Raw genomic sequence first — 17,833 nt, forward strand, 5'->3', positions numbered from 1 at the left:
CGGTGTGACAGACTTTTTTTCGAGTATTACAAATGCTTACTCCCCTCAAGAACAACTATACATCGCATACAAAACCGCAACATATGGCAAGTTACTGGCCGGTTTCCGCTACCTACACTGTGCTTTAAACCCCGATTCACGCTGGCGTTCCACGCCGGCCGGGATTCAGGACTATACTTTGAAGCAGCGCCGCTCCACGGGGACTGGCGCCTGCGCAACACAGAAGACCAAAGACCAATTTTCGCTAGGTGGACATATGGGCAAACTCAAAAACACAGGCTTGATCGGCCTCGGCGTCGTGGCCGGGGTTGCCGTCTCGCTGCAATTTTCCGCGATGGCGCAAAAAAACGTCGAGCCAGCGCTGCCGCTGGAAGAACTGCGCCAGCTGGCCGACGTGTTTAGCCTGATCAAGTCCGACTATGTGGAACCGGTGGAAGACAAGAAACTGCTGACGGAAGCCATTTCCGGCATGGTCGCTTCGCTCGATCCCCATTCCGCCTACCTGGACAAGAAAGCCTACGCCGAACTGCGCGAAGGGTCGGAAGGCAAGTTTGTCGGACTGGGGATTGAAATTGGCCTGAGCGAAGATGGCTATATCAAGATTGTGTCGCCGATCGAAGATTCGCCCGCCTACCGCGCCGGCATCAAGGCCGGCGACCTGATTACCCGCCTCGACGGCCAGCCCGTGAAAGGCAGCAGCCTCGATGAAAACGTCAAGCGCATGCGCGGCGAGCCGGGCACCAAGGTCTCCCTGACGATTGCCCGCAAGGATGAACCGCAGCCGCTGTCCTTCGTCATCACCCGCGAGGAAATCCACCAGAAAAGCGTGAAGTCGAAGATGATCGAACCCGGTTACGCCTGGGTGCGCGTGTCGCAATTCCAGGAACCGACCGTCGATGACATGGCGGCCCAGATCACGGCGCTGTACAAGCAAGACCCCAATATCAAGGGCATGGTGCTGGACCTGCGCAACGATCCGGGTGGCGTGCTGCAGGGCGCCATCGGCGTGGCGGCCGCCTTCTTGCCCAAGGACAGCGCCATCGTCTCGACCAATGGCCAGTTGCCCGATTCCAAGCAAGTGTTTTACGGCCGCGCCGAATACTATGCCTTGCGCAGCGAAGGCGACGCGCTGGCAAAACTGCCGGAGGCCATCAAGAAAGTACCGCTGGTGGTACTGGTCAACACGGGGTCGGCATCGGCCTCGGAAATCGTCGCCGGCGCCCTGCAGGACTACAAGCGCGGCACCATCATCGGCACGCAAACCTTCGGCAAGGGTTCCGTGCAAACCATCCGCCAGCTGACCGCCGACACGGCCGTCAAGCTGACCACGGCCCGCTATTACACGCCGAACGGCCGCTCGATCCAGGCCAAGGGCATCGTACCCGACCTGCTGGTCGATGAAAACGCCAACGGCGATGGCTTGAACAGCCTGCGCATCCGCGAAGCAGACTTGCAGAAACACTTGATCAACGACCGCGACAAGGATGCCGACAAAGCCAGGGATACGGCCAAGGCCGCCCCTGTCAACGACGAGATGGAAGAGCAACTGCGCATCATCGCCCTGGAAAAAACCCAGAAACCGCTGGAATTCGGCAGCAAGGATGACTTCCAGCTGGGCCAGGCCCTGAATCACCTGAAAGGCTTGCCGGTGCAACTGGCCAAGCCGGAACCGGTGGTGGTGCAGGCGGATGTGAAACCAGCGAAAAAGTAGCCGCACGAGTAAAGTAGCCGCACCAGTAGCATTTCTTTAAAACAAAGATCCAGGACCTGCCCACGCGGCGGGTTCTTTTTCTGTCGTCCCCGCCATACACCACGCCACCGCTATTTCCTTGCGTGGCACGAAACTCTCTACAGTCGAGCCTGTTTGTGTAAAATTTGCTTCACTTATCGGCGTCGCGTCGATTGCCTAATTTGAAAGATTTCACATGAAACAAGTCGTCATCAGCGGTACCGGCCTGTACACGCCGCCATTCTCGATCTCCAACGAAGAACTGGTCGCCTGCTTTAATGCCTACGCGGAAAAATTCAATGCCGAGCACGCAGCCGCCATCGCCGATGGCACGGTGACGGCGCTGGACCTGTCGAGCGTGGCCTTCATCGAAAAGGCGTCCGGCATCAAGTCGCGCTACGTGATGGAAAAGGAAGGCATCCTGGACCCGGCGCGCATGGTGTCGCGCATCGCCGAGCGCGCCGACGATGAAATCTCCTTGCAAGCCGAAATGGCCGTGGCCGCCGCGCGCGAGGCGCTGGCCCGCGCCGGCCGCACGCCAGCCGATATCGACATGGTGCTGGTGGCCTGCAGCAATATGCAGCGCGCCTACCCGGCCATGGCAGTGGAAGTGCAGCACGCACTCGAGATCGACGGTTATGGCTTCGATATGAACGTGGCGTGCTCGTCGGCAACTTTCGGTATCCAGCAAGCGGTGGCCGCCGTGCAAAGCGGCCAGGCGCGCGCCGTGCTGGTCCTGAACCCGGAAATCACCAGCGGCCACCTGAACTGGCGCGACCGCGACAGCCACTTCATCTTTGGCGACGCCTGCACCGCCATCGTGGTCGAGGCGAAAGAGACGGCCGTCTCGCAGCACCAGTTCGAAATCGTCGGCACGGAATTGAAAACGCGTTTTTCCAACGCCATCCGCAACAACTTCGGTTTCCTCAACCGCTTCGATGAAACCAAAGTGGGCCAGGCCGACAAGCTATTCCGCCAGCAAGGCCGCAAGGTCTTCAAGGAAGTCTGTCCGATGGCGGCCGACATGATCAAGGCTACCCTGGCCAAGGCCGGCGTGGAAGTGGCGCAAGTGAGCCGCTACTGGCTGCACCAGGCGAACCTGAACATGAATCTGCTGATCGCACGCCTGATCCTGGGGCGCGACGCCGAAGCCCATGAAGCACCGGTGATCCTCGATACCTACGCCAATACCTCGTCGGCAGGTTCGATTATTGCCTTCCATAAATATCAAGATGACATGCCGGCCGGCGCCATGGGCGTGATCTGTTCGTTCGGCGCCGGTTACTCGATTGGCTGCGTGGTCGTACGTAAACTTTGATATGCCGATGCAGAAAAGCGCCTGTTTTTTGAATTAGGCGCTGTTCGAGGTGGATAGGCATGCGTTCGCAGCCACCTGAACGAAGATAAGGTTTGGATTTTTTGTAAAAAAGCGGCAGGAAAAGTTCCAGCTGCAGCTTTGTTGCGTTTATACTCAAGCGCTGCAATTTATCTTTTTACATCTGTATCATAAGGAACCCATCCCGCATGCCCCACGACATCAGTCTGATTACCACCATCGCCGCCGCCCTCGGTTTCGGCCTCGTTTTTGGCTTTATCGCCACCCGTATGAAATTGCCGGCATTAGTCGGCTATCTGGCCGCCGGCATCATGATAGGACCGGCAACGCCAGGTTTTGTTGCAGATGCGGAATTGGCTGGCCAATTGGCGGAAATCGGCGTGATGCTGATGATGTTTGGTGTCGGCCTGCACTTCTCGATTGAAGACCTGTGGGATGTGCGCAAGATCGCGCTGCCGGGCGCCATCCTGCAGATTGCCGTCGCCACCGCGATGGGCATGGGCCTGGCCCACTGGTGGGGCTGGAGCATAGGCGGCGGACTGATCTTCGGCCTGGCGCTGTCGGTGGCCAGTACCGTGGTGCTGCTGCGCGCGCTGGAAGAACGGGGCATCCTCGATTCCTTGAATGGCCGCATCGCCGTCGGCTGGCTGGTGGTGGAAGACCTGGTGACCGTGCTGGTACTGGTGTTGCTGCCGGCCTTCGCTGGCGCGCTCGGTGGCACGGTGGCGCCAGGCGCCGAAAAAGTCAGCCTGTGGTACACCCTGGGCATTACCCTGGGCCAGGTCGCCGGTTTCATCGTCTTCATGCTGGTGGTGGGCCGCAAGCTGTTCCCGTGGATCCTGTGGCAAGTGGCGCGCAGCGGCTCGCGCGAACTGTTCACCCTGTGCGTGATCGCCGCCGCCGTCGGCATCGCCTATGCCGCCACCAAGGTATTTGGCGTATCGTTCGCGCTGGGCGCCTTCTTCGCCGGCATGGTGCTGCGCGAGTCCGAGCTGAGCCACCGCGCCGCCGAAGAGTCCCTGCCGCTGCGCGACGCGTTCGCCGTGCTGTTCTTCGTGTCGGTCGGCATGCTGTTCGAACCGAATATCCTGGTGGAAAAACCGCTGCAAGTGCTGGCCGTCTGCGCCATCATCATCTTTGGTAAATCGATCGCCGCCTTCCTGCTGGTGATGGCGCTGCGTTATCCCCCCAAAACGGCCATCATCGTCTCGGCCAGCCTGGCGCAGATCGGGGAATTCTCGTTCATCCTGGCCGCGCTGGGCCTGTCGCTGGGCCTGATGCCGCAAGAAGGCCAAAGCCTGATCCTGGCCGGCGCCATTCTGTCGATCGCCTTGAACCCGCTGGTGTTCAGCATGGCCAATCCGCTGTTGCGCGTGCTCAATAACAGCGACTTTGCCCGCAAATTCGAACGCACCGCCGATCCGCTGGCCGAATTGCCGATGACGGTGCCGCAAGAAAAACTGTCGGGCCAGATCGTGCTGGTCGGCTACGGCCGCGTGGGCCGCCGCATCGCCGCCGCCCTGATGGAACGGGGCATCCACTTCGTGGTGGCCGAGGAAAACCGCGAAATCGTCGACCAGCTGCGCAAGCAGGGCATCCCGGCCGTGGCCGGCAATGCGGGCGAGCCAGCCGTGCTGATCCAGGCCCATATCACGCACGCCACCATGCTCGTCATCGCCACGCCGGACACCTTCCACGTGCGCGCCATGATCGAGACGGCGCGCGCGCTCAACCCCGGCATTTTGACGGTGGTGCGCACGCACAGCGAAGAAGAAGCCGACCTGCTGCGCGCCGAAAACGCGGGCAAGATCTTTATTGGCGAACACGAACTGGCCAATGGCATGGCCGAGCACGTGCTGCATAGTTTTGAGGAAGCGAAAAAGGGGCACGGCGGGCATTGATCCCCGGGGTCAGACCCTCAGGGCCCGGGACGCCTCATACTAAGGCGCATCCTGCCCCGGGTCTGACCCTAGCCTTTGACCTGGGGGTATGAAAAGCCAGCTATAGACTAGCAGCCAGCTCCGCCCCTTCCCGTATCGCCCGCTTGGCATCGAGTTCGGCCGCCAGCGCGGCGCCGCCGATCTTGTGGAAACGCGGGCCGCCGGCGCTGAGCGGCTTGCCATCCTTGTCCACCGGCGGCATCAGTTCCGCCTGGCTATCCTGGCCAGCGCAAATCACCACGTTATCCACCGCCAGCAGGCGCTGCTTGCCCCCCACCGTGATATGCAAGCCCTGCTCGTCGATCTTGTCGTACTGCACGCCCGCCAGCATGGCCACGCCATTGCGCGCCAGTGCCGCCCGGTGCACCCAGCCCGAGGTCTTGCCCAGGCCCGCGCCCACTTTCGATGTCTTGCGCTGCAACAGGAACAGTTGCCGGACCGGTTCGGCCACCATGGCCGCTACCAGGCCGCCGCCATTCTGGGCATTCATGTCCACGCCCCATTCACTCGCCCAGTTTGAAACCGTTTGCGGCAGCGGGTGGGATGGGTCGTGCAACAGGTATTCGCCCACGTCAAAACCGATGCCGCCCGCGCCGATGATGGCCACGCGCTTGCCCACGGCCGCCTTGGCTTGCAGCACGTCCAGGTAAGACAGGACTTTCGGGTGCTCGATGCCGGGGATGGCCGGCAGGCGCACCTTGATGCCGGTAGCGACGATCACGTCGTCGTAGCCGCCGGCCAGCAATTGTTCGCGCGTCACGCGCTGGCCCAGGCGCACGTCGACTTCCAGCAACGCCAGCCGGCGGCTAAAGTAACGGATGGTTTCGGCGAACTCTTCCTTGCCCGGTATCTGCATGGCCACCTTGAACTGGCCGCCGACACTGTCGCTGCCCTCGAACAAAGTGACGTGATGGCCGCATTCCGCCGCCACGGTGGCGGCCGACAAGCCAGCCGGCCCGGCGCCCACCACGGCCACCTTGCGGGCCACGGCTTTTTTCGCATACAGCAGGGTGGTTTCATGGCAGGCGCGCGGGTTGACCAGGCAGCTGGCGCGCTGGTTGGCGAACGTGTGATCGAGGCAAGCCTGATTGCAGCCGATACAGGTATTGATTTCATCGCTGCGCCCGGAGGCCGCCTTGGCCACGAAATACGGGTCGGCCAGGAAGGGGCGCGCCATCGACACCAGGTCGCAGTCGCCCCGTTCCAGGATGGCGTTCGCTTCATGCGGCATGTTGATGCGGTTCGAGGCCACCACGGGAATATTCACTTCGCGGCGCAGGCGGCCCGCCACGCTGGCAAAGGCGGCGCGCGGCACCGAAGTGACGATGGTGGGCACGCGCGCCTCATGCCAGCCGTAACCGGTGTTGAGGATGGTCACGCCGGCCTGCTCCAGCGCCCTGGCCACCGTTACCACGTCCTCCCAGGTATTGCCGCCTTCCACCAGGTCCAGCAGGGAATGGCGGTACATGATGATGAAATCGGGACCGACGGCGGCGCGGATGCGGCGCACGATATCCACCGGCAGGCGCATGCGGTTTTCGATGGTGCCGCCCCAGCGGTCGGTGCGCAGGTTGGTGCGGGCGCACAGGAACTGGTTCAGCAGATAACCTTCGCTGCCCATTACTTCGATGCCGTCATAGCCGGCCTTGCGGGCCAGTCGGGCGCAGCGCACGTAATCGCAAATCGTGCGTTCGATGCCCCGTTCGCTGAGCGGACGGGGGCGGAACGGCGAGATCGGCGATTTCTTGGCGGAAGCGGAAACCACGAACGGCTGGTAGCCATAGCGGCCCGCATGCAGGATCTGCATCAGGATCTTGCCGCCCTCTGCATGCACGGCGCGCGTCACCTTGCGGTGGTTCGGCACGTCGCCAAGGAAATTCAAGGTGCCGCCGAATGGCAGCAGCCAGCCTTGCCGGTTCGGCGAAATGCCGCCCGTGACGATCAGCCCCACCCCGCCACGCGCCCGTTCGCGGTAAAACGCGGCCAGCTTGCCGTAGTGGTAGAAGCGGTCTTCCAGGCCCGTGTGCATGGAGCCCATGATGACGCGGTTGCGCAAGGTGGTAAAACCCAGGTCGAGGGGAGCGAGCAAATGGGGATAGGAAGTCATGGCCTGATGTCTGAAAGGAAATATACAGACGGTACGGTAACAAGCATTGCTCGTGCCTGCAGCGATTTTCTCTAGACCAGCGGTTCTAAATGTGCGCTAGCGCTCGTTCGATGGCACGCGCATCTTGTGCCCGGCGCAACTTTACCGTAGGCTAGCCGCCATGACGCGACTCTTTCTTTGCCTACTGCTACTGTTCGCCGTGACCAGTTCCACACCGGCACTGGCGCAAACGCCCCGTGTGGAGGCGCCCAAGCTGAAAGTCGACGTCAGGCGCATCGAAGTCGATGGGCAACGCATGTATGAAGTCGATGCCAGCGGCACCGTGCAGGCGCCGCCCGCCTCGGTCTGGAAGACCTTGACCACCTATGAACGCATGAGTGAATTCGTGCCTGACATGAGTTCCTGCCGGGTGCTGTCGCGCAATGGCAATGAAGTCATCATCGAGCAGCAGGGCGTGGCCCGTTTCCTGTTCATGAACCACGCCATCCATCTGGTGGTGCGGGCCACGGAAACGCCGCTCTCGTCGATCAACATCGACCTGATTTCCGGCGACATGCGCCACTATGAGGCAAGCTGGAACCTGTATCCGATTCCCGAGACGGGCGGCACGCGCATCGTCTTCAACAGCCGGCTGATGCCGGGCTTCTACGTGCCCGGCATGCTGGGCCCGACCATGATACGCGGCGATATCGAGCGCATGATGAACGCCGTGCTGGCGCGCATCGACAGCCCGCCGGTGCGCTGAACCTGATTTAAGCCAGGGATTTATGCCAGGTATTTACGCTAAATACGTATCGCGGTCGCGGATTTCAGCGAAGTTTTCCAGGCTGCCCAGCTTGACCGTGACCGGGTTCAGGCTCGCCTGCGGCTGCATCGAGCGCCAGGCGAACAGCCATTCCTGCTCCACGGCCTCGGCGCGCGTCTTGGTAAACACGGCGCCCAGGGCGGCGCGCTGGCCGTATTCCACCAGGCCATCGATACCAGCCCAGCTGGGCAAGGTGCGCTGCACGGCGCGGTGCAGGCGTTCGCCGAATTCTTCCGTGTTATGGATGATCAGGCAGCTGTCGGCCGGCGAGAACAGGTCGAACAGTTTCTTGTCCCACACTTGCGAAAAGCTGAGGGTCAGGCAATTGCCTGCAGGCGTCAGGCGGAACTGGCCCAGGCTCAGCGCCAGTTCGAGTTCGCTGCGCTGGCCGTAACGGTGCAGGGTGGGTGGGCGTTTGTAATCTTGCATACTGGATTCAATCTCTACTCTTGGAGGTGCTTGTGGATGGTCTTGTCAGGTGGTAATGCCGGCGCGCCCTGCCGCGCGCCTGGCGGGCGAACATGGCGCCGGAAAATCTGGGCGGTGGCGGAGAGATAAATCTCGCGCAACAAATAAGTGAAACAGCCGATCAGGCACAGCACGGCCAGCACGAAAAACACGGCGATATACTTGTCCAGGGTCAGGTTCAAGATATCGCCCAGGAACAGCATGGCGATAATGATGCAGACAAAGAAACCGCAGGCCGTGCTCAGCGAGATCGAATAGTTGATCAGGTGGGTGCGCTTGTACAGGGTATCGAGCTCCAGCATATAAAGATCGTTGTAGGCGATGTCGAGCCGGTCTTCCAGCACGCGCGAACGGTCGATGATGCGGCCCAGGCGGTTGGTCAGCACGACCAGCATGGTGCCGATACCGGTCAGCAGGAAGACCGGCGCAATCGCCAGCTGGATGGTATGGCCGATATCGCCGATCTGTATATTCATGGGTAAAAAGTCGTCAGTTCACGCTGGTGCCCGCTACTGGCGCGGGCACAGCCGATAGTGTAGCAGGCTGACAAGCGTTAACGCGCATGCATCGTCTCATGCGAAGCCGCGTCCCGGCACAAAACGCTCGGTGGCCCGCACCAAGGCCGAGGCGATGCCATGTTCCAGCGCGCCATGGCCTGCATCGGGGATCATTTCCAGCTGCGCGCCGGGCCAGGCCTGGTGCAGGCGGTAGGCCGACAGCGGCGGACAGATGGCGTCGTAGCGGCCCTGCACGATGACGGCCGGCAAATGCGCAATGCGGCCCAGGTCGCGGATCAATTGATCTTCTTGCAGGAAACCCAGATTGGCCATGTAATGCGATTCCAGGCGGCCCACGCCCAGGTCCAGCGCATCGTTGGGCGTATCTTCCGGCTGCGGCATCAGATACACGCGGCGCCCTTCGAAGCGGCTCCAGGCGCGCGCGGCTGGCCAGTACACGTCCGGGTCGCTGCTGAGGATGCGTTTCACATACGCGGCCAGCAGGTCGCTGCGTTCGGCGGCGGGTATCAAAGCGGCAAATTCCTGGTACAGCTCCGGATAAAACCAGCGCACGCCTTCGATGAACCAGTCGATTTCCGCCTGCGTGCACAGGAAGATGCCGCGCAGCACGAAACCCAGGCAGGCCTCAGGATGCGCCTGGCCATACGCCAGCGCCAAAGTAGCCCCCCAGGAACCGCCGAACACCAGCCATTGGCTGACGCCGAACTGCGCCCGCAGCTTTTCAATGTCATCTATCAGCAGCTGGGTGGTGTTGTTGCGCCACTCGCCCAGCGGCGTCGACTTGCCGGCGCCACGCTGATCGAACAGGATCACGCGGTAGCGCTGCGGGTCGAAGAAGCGGCGATGCTGGGGCGACAGGCCGGCGCCCGGGCCGCCATGCAGGAACAGCACGGGGATGCCGTCCGGGTTGCCGCACTCTTCCCAATAAATGGTGTGCACCTCGTCGACCGCCAGCATGCCATGCCGGTTCGGTGACAGGACGGGAAACAACGGCGACAAGGTATCGGGCATGGCGGTCCTCGGGAAAGCGGTCAGGGAGTCGGAACTATGCCCAATTATAGTGCGCGCCCGCGTACTCAGGCCAGCGGCAGCGGCAAGCGGTTCGAGGACTTGATTTCGCGCATCGACAGGCTGGACTGGATTTCCGCCACGCCGGGCAGGCGGCGCAAGACGGTCGAGACAAATTCGCCATAGGTTTCCAGGTCGCGCGCCACCACTTGCAGGAAGTAATCGGCTTCGCCCGCCACATTGTGGCACGACAGGATTTCCGGGATCGAGAGGATGGCTTGCTCGAATTGCGAGGGCTGCTCGTTGCCGTGGTTGGCAAACACCACGCGCACGAACGCCACCAGGCCGATACCGAGCTTCTTGCGGTTGAGCAGCGCCTGGTAACCGGTAATAAAACCCTCTTCTTCCAGCCGGCGCAAGCGGCGCCAGACGGGCGTTTCGCTCAGTTTCAGGCGCTCGGCCAGGCGCGCGTTGGACAGCCGCCCTTCTTCCTGCAGCAGCCTGAGTATCTGCAAATCTGTGGCATCAAGGCTAACATCTGAAATTTTCATCTAATTATTGTTTTTTTGTGAGTTGAATCTACCCCAATACTAGGCATACCGGAAAGAAATAGCAAGCACATTTCAAGCGCGCAAGCAGATAATCGCAGCACCGCACACCCTCTTCCGCACAAGCGCGCCATGTCCGATTCTACCTTCCTGATGTACCTGCTGGCACTGGCCGGCGCCTTTTTATTGCCTGGCCCCGATATGGCGCTGGTGCTGGCGACGGGTGCGGCGCGCGGCGTGGCGACGGCGCTGGTGACGGCGGTCGGCATCGCCGGCGCGCGCGCCGTGCACGTGACCTTGTCCGGCGCCGGCCTGGCGACCTTGATGGTGGCCCATCCGCAAGCCTTGCAATGGGTGAAATGGGCCGGCGCCGCCTACCTGTTTTACCTGGCGGCGCGCCTGCTGCAATCGGCGCTGAGCAAAGGGCATACCCAGGACAGCGGACAGGCGGCGCCGGCCACGGAACAAGGCGCCCGCGCCAGCCTGGTGCGCGGTTTTCTGACCAATCTGCTCAATCCGAAAGCGTTGCTGTTTTGCAGCATGTTCCTGCCGCAATTCGTTAACGTCAATGTCGCCAGCGCCAGCATGGGCATGCAATACCTGCGCCTGGGCGCCACCCTGGTGCTGATGGGCCTGTTGTTCGATGCGATCTACGCCATACTGGCCGCCCGCCTGGCGCGCCGTTTGCGCGGCAAACCTTCGCCGTACGGCAAGTTCGTCTTGCCGGCCGTGTTTGTGTTATTGGCGGGCCGGCTGGTGATGGGTTAACTCAACAAGGACGAAAAAAAAAGACAGCCGCAGCTGTCTTTTTTTTACCTCAACAACGATTACGACATGTGCTGGCCGCCATTGATCGAGATGTTGGCGCCGGTCACGAAGGCCGCTTCATCGGACGCCAGGTAGGCTACCAGGCCAGCCACTTCTTCCGGCTTGCCCAGGCGCGCCATCGGGATTTGCGGGATGATTTTGCTGTCCAGCACTTCCTGTGGAATCGCCATCACCATCTTGGTGCCGATATAGCCTGGCGAAATGGTGTTCACGGTGACGTTCTTGCGCGCCACTTCCAGCGCCAGCGACTTGGTGAAACCGTGCATGCCGGCCTTGGCCGCCGAGTAGTTGGTCTGGCCGAAAGCACCCTTCTGGCCATTCACGGACGAGATGTTGATGATGCGGCCCCAGCCGCGTTCCACCATGCCATCGCACACCGGCTTGGTCATGTTGAAGACGGAATCGAGGTTGGTGCCCATCACGGCGTCCCAGTTCGGCTTGTCCATCTTCTTGAAGGTCATGTCGCGCGTGATGCCCGCGTTGTTGACCAGCACGTCGACCGGGCCGATCTCTTTTTCCACTGCCGCCACGCAAGCGGCGGCCGAATCGTAGTCGGCCACGTCGCAAGGATAGGCCTTGAAGTCATAGCCCATGTCCTTGGTGATCGCCAGCCATTCGGCGACCTTCGGATTGCCAGGGGAATAGGTGGTGACCACGCGATAGCCGAGCGCCGCCAATTTGAAGCACACGGCTTCGCCCAAACCACCCATGCCACCCGTTACCAGTGCTACTCTTGCCATTTTCATCACCTCAATATCGTTTTATTGCTAAAAATGTGCCGCTCACCATGTGAGACCGTCGACTGACGAATTAGTCTCTTTCAATTGCCAGGGCCACGCCCATGCCGCCGCCGATGCACAGGGCCGCCAGGCCTTTCTTGGCGTCGCGGCGTATCATTTCGTGGATCAGGGTGACCAGGATGCGCGCACCCGATGCGCCGATCGGGTGGCCGATGGCAATCGCGCCGCCGTTCACGTTGATCTTGCTGGTATCCCAGCCCATTTCCTTGTTGACGGCAATCGCTTGCGCGGCAAACGCTTCGTTGATTTCCATCAAGTCCAGCTCTTCATGCGTCCAGCCGGCTTTTTTCAGGCACAGGCGCGAGGCCGAAACCGGACCCATGCCCATGATGGCGGGGTCTAGGCCCGACGAAGCGTAGGCCTTGATGCGCGCCAGCGGCTTCAGGCCCAGTTCCTTGGCTTGCGACGCAGACATCATGATGACGGCGGCGGCGCCATCGTTCAGGCCCGAGGCATTGCCGGCCGTAACCGTGCCATCCTTGGCGAATGCCGGACGCAGGCCGGACAGGGAATCGAGGCTGGAACCCGGCTTGATGTATTCATCGCTGTCGAACACCACGGTGCCTTTTTTACTGGCGATTTCCAGCGGCAGGATTTCATCCTTGAACTTGCCCGCTTTTTGCGCCGCTTCCGCTTTCAGTTGCGACTGCAGCGCGAACTCGTCTTGCTCGGCGCGCGTGATTTCATATTTCTTGGCAACGTTTTCCGCCGTGATGCCCATGTGGTACTGGTTGTACACGTCCCACAGGCCATCGACGATCATGGTGTCGACCATCTTGAAGTCGCCCATGCGGAAACCGTCGCGCGAACCGTTCATCGCGTGCGGCGCGGCGCTCATGTTTTCCTGGCCGCCGGCGATGATGATGTTGGCGTCGCCGCACTTGATCGCTTGCGCCGCCAGGTGGGTGGCTTTCAAACCGCTGCCGCACACCTTGTTGATGGTGAACGCAGGGATACTGCTCGGCAAGCCAGCCTTGATGACGGCCTGGCGCGCGGCGTTCTGGCCGACAGCGGCCGTCAGTACCTGGCCCAGGATCGCTTCGCCGATCAGCTGAGGGTCGATGCCGGTCTGTGCCAGCAGGCCCTTGATTACATGCGCGCCCAGTTCGGACGCAGGAATCTTGGCCAGGCTGCCACCGAATTTGCCGACTGCAGTACGGCCGGCGGCCACGATTACGACATCATCCATTTATTTCTCCGATATGCTGGCCACGATGGCCAAGGTGTTGATCAATCCGGGAAGACACAGCAAGCTGTGTTTTATTGCTCGTGGCCTGGGCCACACTCCAACGCCACACCGTCGTGACTGGCAAGGTCGGCTGCCGTTCCGGTATGGCGCACGGCCGGGCGCGGCGGGTAGCCGCAACCGGGCCGCAACAAGACTAACGCTGGTCACTATCTAGTTTCCGGCGTGCCTGTTTTTATTTTTATCATACCCTTCATCTGGCCTGCCGAAAGGGGTTTTTAGAAAATTATTGAAGGGAATAACGAGGGGAAACGGTGCTTCTTTTACGGCCTGCAAGAGTTCACCAAATTTTTGATGCGTCGCAGCAAACTCACCCTTTGTCACAGTCGAGAAAGTCGCATGGGTTTCTTGAGCAACTTCCTTTGCCTGGCGTCCATAGGAACCGATGCGCGCAATGGCCAATTGCGATTGCGCGCGCGACAGTTGCAACAGCTCTTGCGGGTCTTTGGCGGACAGCAGCTGGTTGCCTGCTACCGTCGCGGCCGCCAGCGTGGTACGGGCCGCATCGAGGTTCAGATCGACGATCCTGGCGCCACCGGCGATGGCGGCCTCGACGAACGCCTGGGCACTGATTAACTGGGCTTCGTAGACAGCCAGGCTGGCACGCGACACTTGCTCGGAAAATGACACCATCTTCTTTCTCCTCGGGTAAAAGGCGGCGCTTTGTTGCACCGCACAGTACTCAACTTTAAGCGGACGTTCATTAGCAAACCTTGATGTACCTCAAGCTTTTTTTGTTCATTTGTTTCCAGAAGCCAGCAATCAAGACAATAACTTGATACCGTCTAGCGTCGCGGCGCATTGTTCCCGTATCACGCTGACAAAATCACGCACGTAAGCCTTGTCTTTCAGCCCATCGGGCACCGACACGAACAGGTCGCTCCACAGGCCATGATCGCCCACCGGACGCGCCACCACATAATCGTAATCGACATAGTTTTTGATCGCCCAGTTCGGCAAGGCGGCGATGCCGCGACGGCTGGCGACCAATTGCAGCACGGCGACAGTCAGCTCGGCCGTGCGGCGTTCAAAATGGATGCCCGCGGGCCGCAGCACTTCGCGGATCAGGTCGATGCGCTCTTCCGGCACCGGATAGGTAATCAACGTTTCACCCGCGAAATCTTGCGCGGCCAACCGGCGCTGCACCTGCAAGCGGTGTTTCTGCGCCATCACCACCAGGATTTCAAAACGGAACAGGGGGAACACGGTGAAATCGGGACCGTACGGCGAGCCGATCACCAGATCCGCCTCGCCCGAACGCAGCAATTCCGCCGGTTCGCTGTGAAAGCCCGACACCAGGTCGATTTCCACTTCCGGCCAGCGCTGGCGGAAGGCGTCCATCACCGGCATCAGCCAGTCGAAACAGGTGTGGCATTCCAGCACCACGCGCAATTGCCCCTTGTCGCCCTGCGACAGCCGCGCCACGTCGCGCTCGGCCAGTTCGATCTCGGGCAAGAGCTTGTCGGCCAGAGCCAGGAGGCGGCTGCCGGTGGCCGTAAACGCGATCGGCATCGACTTGCGCTCGAACAACGGGGCGTTATAGCGCTCCTCCAATAAACGGATCTGGTGCGACAGGGCCGACTGGGTCAGATTGAGCAGTTGCGCGGCGCGCACCAGGCTGCCCGAGGAACGCAAGGCACTCAAGGTGCGCAGGTGACGAATTTCTAGCATTGGAGAGAAAGTGTGAGTTTATACGTGAATTATTTTCACGTTATTCTAAAAAAGATTTCTTTTTGATTATAGAGTAGATTGCCGCACACTCTAGCCTACGCACATTAAATCTCGATGACATCGTGCGCATTGCCACCCCTCCCCTGGTTTTCCACAGATCCATGCGGCATGCACCTTCAGGTAGCCATAACAAAGGGGACGCCTGCAAGCATGCAGGCGTCCCCTTATCGCCATTAACTGATCAAATCACATATCAGGCAAAAGAAACCAGCACGTCATCCGCTGTGACCTCGGTTTTTTTGGTCCGTCCTTTTTGTACCAGCCGCACCAGGCCAAACTGCTCCAGCGCAACAAGGGAGGGCGATACCTTGGGTGCGTGCTTGCCTGCCGTTTTTGCCAGGGCAGACACCGAGGCCGGCTGCTGTTCCCGAATAATTTTCAGCATGGCCAGGTTCTCGCCCGACATCACGCGGGCCATGTCATGCAAGCTCAGGCTGTACTTGATGCCGTGCGGCCGGTCTGGCGTCGCTTTGACTTGATGCACCTCAAACTTAATAAAATAACCATCCTGATTCTGCACCTGGATTTCTCCATCCAGCCCTGATAGATACTCAAGGCCGGTATCTGCTTGCGGTGGCGTATTGTCAGGCATGCCCAATACAATCATCACTTGATACTTTTTGCTTATTTATTGAGCAAAGTGACAAAATGCATATAACCCGTCAGCATTGCAGCAGAGCCTGCGCTGGCGCACACCGGCAGCAACCCCAACCAGGCTGGCATGCGGCTTGCGCCCTTTTTTCAGGCAGGTATGCCGGTTCCCGTTGACAGCTCCCCTTTTTCCGATTTTTTTCAAGTAAAATGCAGAAAATTCGCTGCTTTCAAGGGTTTGACAGCAGGCAAGATACCCGGCTGGCGGCAGGCGCGATGCGTGTCTGCGGCAGGCGCTCTTTCGCAAGCCCTTCTTTTATAACTGTTTATGCCAAAAAGTTCGTCGCAGAAGCCCATCGAAATCAAGATTTCCACCGTCGTCGCTGTCTCTGCCATCCTGCATAGCGCCGATATCCGGGCACTCGACAGTGCCTTGCACGACATGACGGGAGGCGTGGCCGACTTTTTCGAAGATGACCTGGCCGTGCTGGACGTGGCTGACTTGCCCACCGTCAAGACACCCATCGACTGGGCGGCGCTGGTCGCCTTGCTGAAAAAATACCGTTTGAACGCCGTTGCCGTGCGCAATGCCGCGCCGGAATTGCATGAAGCGATCCTGGCGCAAGGCTTGAGCCTGGACAGCGGCAAGACGCGCGAGGATGCGCCACCCAAGGATGGACCCACCATCGCCGCGCAGGCAGGCGCCGAAGCGCAAGTGATGGTGATCGATACGCCGGTGCGCGCCGGCCAGCGCATTTATGCGCGCGGCTGCGACCTGATCATCACCGCCGTGGTCAACAATGGCGCGGAAATCATCGCCGACGGCAGCATCCACGTGTATTCCACGCTGTACGGCCGCGCACTGGCGGGTGCTTCCGGCAACCCGCAGGCGCGCATCTTTGCGCTGGCGATGGAACCGGAACTGGTGTCGATCGCGGGCGTGTACCGCACCTTCGAAGATGGCTTCCCGCCCGAGATGTCGCGCGGACCCGTGCAAATTCGTTTGGCTGGAGACAGAATCGATATACACTCTGTCAATCCAGTGACCCCCGTGAACCGCTCTTAACAGCTGCTCCATTCAAGAGATATCTAAAAAGGACTATTTGTGGCAAGAATTATTGTTGTGACGTCCGGCAAGGGCGGTGTCGGCAAGACGACCTCAAGCGCCAGCTTTTCCACTGGCCTGGCCATGCGCGGCCACAAGACAGCCGTGCTCGACTTCGACGTGGGCCTGCGTAACCTTGACCTGATCATGGGTTGCGAACGCCGCGTCGTCTACGACCTGATCAATGTGATCAACAAGGAAGCGACCTTGAACCAGGCGCTGATCAAGGACAAGCACTGCGACAACCTGTTCATCCTGCCGGCCTCGCAAACGCGCGACAAGGACGCGCTGACGGAAGATGGCGTGGAACGCGTGTTGAACGACCTGATCAACATGGGCTTCGAATTCATCATCTGCGATTCGCCGGCCGGTATCGAGCACGGCGCGCTGATGGCGCTGACGTTTGCCGATGAAGCCATCATCGTGACCAACCCGGAAGTGTCGTCGGTGCGCGATTCGGACCGCATCCTGGGCATCCTGCAAGCCAAGTCGCGCCGCGCGCAGACGGGTGGCGAGCCGGTCAAGGAACATTTGCTGATCACCCGCTACTCGCCGAAACGCGTGGAATCGGATGAAATGCTGTCGTTCCAGGACGTGCAGGAAATCCTGCGCATCCCGCTGGTGGGCATCATCCCGGAATCGGAACAAGTACTGGCAGCCTCGAACCAGGGCAATCCGGCCATCCATTTCAAGGGTACCGACGTGGCGCAAGCCTACGAAGACGTGGTATCGCGTTTCCTCGGCGAAGAAGTCGAACTGCGCTTTACCAATTATGAAAAGCCTGGGCTACTCCAGCGCATTTTTGGGGCCAAGTGATATGGCATTGCTCTCTTTCCTGTTTCCACCCAAGCTGAAGACGGCGGTCGCGGCCAAGGAGCGTCTGCAAATCATCATCGCCCGCGAACGCAGCGGACGTGATGGCCCAGATTTCCTGCCGGCCTTGCACAAGGAATTGATCGAAGTCATCTCGAAATACACCAAGGTCAACGCCGACGATATCAAGATCTCGCTGGACCGCCAGGGCAACCTGGAAGTGCTGGACGTCAACGTGGTGCTGCCAGACGCTTAAGCGT

18 protein-coding genes are annotated in these 17,833 nt (G+C 60.3%); 8 read left to right on the forward strand and 10 right to left on the reverse strand.

The window, feature by feature from the left end:
- The first annotated feature begins 256 nt into the window (after positions 1–256).
- The 3 genes from ACL9RI_RS18445 (at position 257) to ybaL (ending at position 4,966) form a co-directional block, all read left to right on the forward strand.
- Positions 257–1,711: a S41 family peptidase gene (locus ACL9RI_RS18445; RefSeq protein ID WP_422727964.1), complete on the forward strand. Its 1,455-nt coding sequence runs from the start codon at positions 257–259 to the stop codon at positions 1,709–1,711.
- A gap of 214 nt (positions 1,712–1,925) precedes the next feature.
- Positions 1,926–3,047 carry a beta-ketoacyl-ACP synthase III gene (locus tag ACL9RI_RS18450; RefSeq protein ID WP_422727965.1) on the forward strand — a complete coding sequence of 374 codons (1,122 nt, stop codon included), beginning with the start codon at positions 1,926–1,928 and terminating at the stop codon, positions 3,045–3,047.
- A gap of 206 nt (positions 3,048–3,253) precedes the next feature.
- Positions 3,254–4,966, forward strand: coding sequence for a YbaL family putative K(+) efflux transporter (gene ybaL, locus ACL9RI_RS18455; RefSeq protein WP_422727966.1), 1,713 nt, complete (start codon positions 3,254–3,256; stop codon positions 4,964–4,966).
- Between the two features lie 100 nt (positions 4,967–5,066).
- Here ybaL and ACL9RI_RS18460 read toward each other — a convergent pair whose 3' ends face one another.
- Positions 5,067–7,112 carry an FAD-dependent oxidoreductase gene (locus ACL9RI_RS18460; RefSeq protein ID WP_422727967.1) on the reverse strand — a complete coding sequence of 682 codons (2,046 nt, stop codon included), beginning with the start codon at positions 7,110–7,112 and terminating at the stop codon, positions 5,067–5,069.
- A 160-nt stretch (positions 7,113–7,272) separates the two neighbouring features.
- On the opposite strand from ACL9RI_RS18460, the gene ACL9RI_RS18465 reads away from it, so the two are divergent.
- Positions 7,273–7,857, forward strand: a complete 585-nt coding sequence (locus ACL9RI_RS18465) for an SRPBCC family protein (RefSeq protein WP_422727968.1) — start codon at positions 7,273–7,275, stop codon at positions 7,855–7,857.
- Positions 7,858–7,890: 33 nt separating this feature from the next.
- On the opposite strand, the gene ACL9RI_RS18470 is transcribed toward ACL9RI_RS18465, so the two are convergent.
- The 4 genes from ACL9RI_RS18470 to ACL9RI_RS18485 all read right to left on the reverse strand — a co-directional run bounded on the left by ACL9RI_RS18470 (position 7,891) and on the right by ACL9RI_RS18485 (position 10,462).
- A complete protein-coding gene (locus ACL9RI_RS18470; RefSeq protein WP_183679619.1) occupies positions 7,891–8,346 on the reverse strand; it encodes a hypothetical protein in 456 nt (151 codons plus the stop codon).
- A gap of 14 nt (positions 8,347–8,360) precedes the next feature.
- Positions 8,361–8,861 (reverse strand): DUF2721 domain-containing protein, encoded by a 501-nt coding sequence (locus ACL9RI_RS18475; protein ID WP_422727969.1) that lies wholly within the window; start codon positions 8,859–8,861, stop codon positions 8,361–8,363.
- Positions 8,862–8,957: 96 nt separating this feature from the next.
- Complete coding sequence (pip, locus tag ACL9RI_RS18480) at positions 8,958–9,914, reverse strand: prolyl aminopeptidase (RefSeq protein WP_422727970.1); 957 nt, start codon at positions 9,912–9,914, stop codon at positions 8,958–8,960.
- A gap of 65 nt (positions 9,915–9,979) precedes the next feature.
- Positions 9,980–10,462, reverse strand: coding sequence for an Lrp/AsnC family transcriptional regulator (locus tag ACL9RI_RS18485; RefSeq protein WP_183679614.1), 483 nt, complete (start codon positions 10,460–10,462; stop codon positions 9,980–9,982).
- Positions 10,463–10,591: 129 nt separating this feature from the next.
- On the opposite strand from ACL9RI_RS18485, the gene ACL9RI_RS18490 reads away from it, so the two are divergent.
- The gene (locus tag ACL9RI_RS18490; protein WP_422727971.1) at positions 10,592–11,227 is read left to right on the forward strand and encodes a LysE family translocator; all 636 of its coding nucleotides are present in this window, start codon (positions 10,592–10,594) and stop codon (positions 11,225–11,227) included.
- 59 nt (positions 11,228–11,286) lie between these two features.
- On the opposite strand, the gene phbB is transcribed toward ACL9RI_RS18490, so the two are convergent.
- From phbB to ACL9RI_RS18515, 5 genes are all read right to left on the reverse strand, one after another.
- Entirely contained in the window at positions 11,287–12,027 is a 741-nt protein-coding gene (gene phbB / locus ACL9RI_RS18495; RefSeq protein WP_422727972.1) for an acetoacetyl-CoA reductase, read from the reverse strand.
- A gap of 70 nt (positions 12,028–12,097) precedes the next feature.
- Complete coding sequence (locus ACL9RI_RS18500; RefSeq protein ID WP_422727973.1) at positions 12,098–13,276, reverse strand: acetyl-CoA C-acetyltransferase; 1,179 nt, start codon at positions 13,274–13,276, stop codon at positions 12,098–12,100.
- A gap of 210 nt (positions 13,277–13,486) precedes the next feature.
- Complete coding sequence (locus ACL9RI_RS18505) at positions 13,487–13,966, reverse strand: phasin family protein (RefSeq protein WP_422727974.1); 480 nt, start codon at positions 13,964–13,966, stop codon at positions 13,487–13,489.
- A 129-nt stretch (positions 13,967–14,095) separates the two neighbouring features.
- Positions 14,096–15,004, reverse strand: a complete 909-nt coding sequence (locus ACL9RI_RS18510; protein ID WP_422727975.1) for a LysR substrate-binding domain-containing protein — start codon at positions 15,002–15,004, stop codon at positions 14,096–14,098.
- Between the two features lie 253 nt (positions 15,005–15,257).
- The gene (locus tag ACL9RI_RS18515) at positions 15,258–15,674 is read right to left on the reverse strand and encodes a hypothetical protein (protein WP_422727976.1); all 417 of its coding nucleotides are present in this window, start codon (positions 15,672–15,674) and stop codon (positions 15,258–15,260) included.
- Positions 15,675–15,983: 309 nt separating this feature from the next.
- On the opposite strand from ACL9RI_RS18515, the gene minC reads away from it, so the two are divergent.
- Genes minC through minE form a run of 3 tightly spaced genes read left to right on the forward strand, consistent with a single transcriptional unit; the run spans position 15,984 to position 17,829 of the window.
- A complete protein-coding gene (gene minC, locus ACL9RI_RS18520) occupies positions 15,984–16,721 on the forward strand; it encodes a septum site-determining protein MinC (protein ID WP_422727977.1) in 738 nt (245 codons plus the stop codon).
- Between the two features lie 39 nt (positions 16,722–16,760).
- Positions 16,761–17,576 carry a septum site-determining protein MinD gene (minD, locus tag ACL9RI_RS18525; protein WP_183679591.1) on the forward strand — a complete coding sequence of 272 codons (816 nt, stop codon included), beginning with the start codon at positions 16,761–16,763 and terminating at the stop codon, positions 17,574–17,576.
- Position 17,577: 1 nt separating this feature from the next.
- On the forward strand, positions 17,578–17,829 hold the full coding sequence (minE, locus tag ACL9RI_RS18530) for a cell division topological specificity factor MinE (RefSeq protein WP_183679589.1): 252 nt from the start codon (positions 17,578–17,580) through the stop codon (positions 17,827–17,829).
- Positions 17,830–17,833: the final 4 nt, after the last annotated feature.

The organism is Janthinobacterium sp. Mn2066 (assembly GCF_049319705.1).
Taxonomy (GTDB): domain Bacteria; phylum Pseudomonadota; class Gammaproteobacteria; order Burkholderiales; family Burkholderiaceae_D; genus Janthinobacterium.

Bases quoted from the DNA above. Each gene is read 5' to 3' on its own strand.
- ACL9RI_RS18445 (WP_422727964.1), top strand. From the start codon at position 257: ATGGGCAAACTCAAAAACACAGGCTTGATCGGCCTCGGCGTCGTGGCC.
- ACL9RI_RS18450 (WP_422727965.1), top strand. From the start codon at position 1,926: ATGAAACAAGTCGTCATCAGCGGTACCGGCCTGTACACGCCGCCATTC.
- ybaL (WP_422727966.1), top strand. From the start codon at position 3,254: ATGCCCCACGACATCAGTCTGATTACCACCATCGCCGCCGCCCTCGGT.
- ACL9RI_RS18460 (WP_422727967.1), bottom strand. From the start codon at position 7,112: ATGACTTCCTATCCCCATTTGCTCGCTCCCCTCGACCTGGGTTTTACC.
- ACL9RI_RS18465 (WP_422727968.1), top strand. From the start codon at position 7,273: ATGACGCGACTCTTTCTTTGCCTACTGCTACTGTTCGCCGTGACCAGT.
- ACL9RI_RS18470 (WP_183679619.1), bottom strand. From the start codon at position 8,346: ATGCAAGATTACAAACGCCCACCCACCCTGCACCGTTACGGCCAGCGC.
- ACL9RI_RS18475 (WP_422727969.1), bottom strand. From the start codon at position 8,861: ATGAATATACAGATCGGCGATATCGGCCATACCATCCAGCTGGCGATT.
- pip (WP_422727970.1), bottom strand. From the start codon at position 9,914: ATGCCCGATACCTTGTCGCCGTTGTTTCCCGTCCTGTCACCGAACCGG.
- ACL9RI_RS18485 (WP_183679614.1), bottom strand. From the start codon at position 10,462: ATGAAAATTTCAGATGTTAGCCTTGATGCCACAGATTTGCAGATACTC.
- ACL9RI_RS18490 (WP_422727971.1), top strand. From the start codon at position 10,592: ATGTCCGATTCTACCTTCCTGATGTACCTGCTGGCACTGGCCGGCGCC.
- phbB (WP_422727972.1), bottom strand. From the start codon at position 12,027: ATGGCAAGAGTAGCACTGGTAACGGGTGGCATGGGTGGTTTGGGCGAA.
- ACL9RI_RS18500 (WP_422727973.1), bottom strand. From the start codon at position 13,276: ATGGATGATGTCGTAATCGTGGCCGCCGGCCGTACTGCAGTCGGCAAA.
- ACL9RI_RS18505 (WP_422727974.1), bottom strand. From the start codon at position 13,966: ATGGTGTCATTTTCCGAGCAAGTGTCGCGTGCCAGCCTGGCTGTCTAC.
- ACL9RI_RS18510 (WP_422727975.1), bottom strand. From the start codon at position 15,004: ATGCTAGAAATTCGTCACCTGCGCACCTTGAGTGCCTTGCGTTCCTCG.
- minC (WP_422727977.1), top strand. From the start codon at position 15,984: ATGCCAAAAAGTTCGTCGCAGAAGCCCATCGAAATCAAGATTTCCACC.
- minE (WP_183679589.1), top strand. From the start codon at position 17,578: ATGGCATTGCTCTCTTTCCTGTTTCCACCCAAGCTGAAGACGGCGGTC.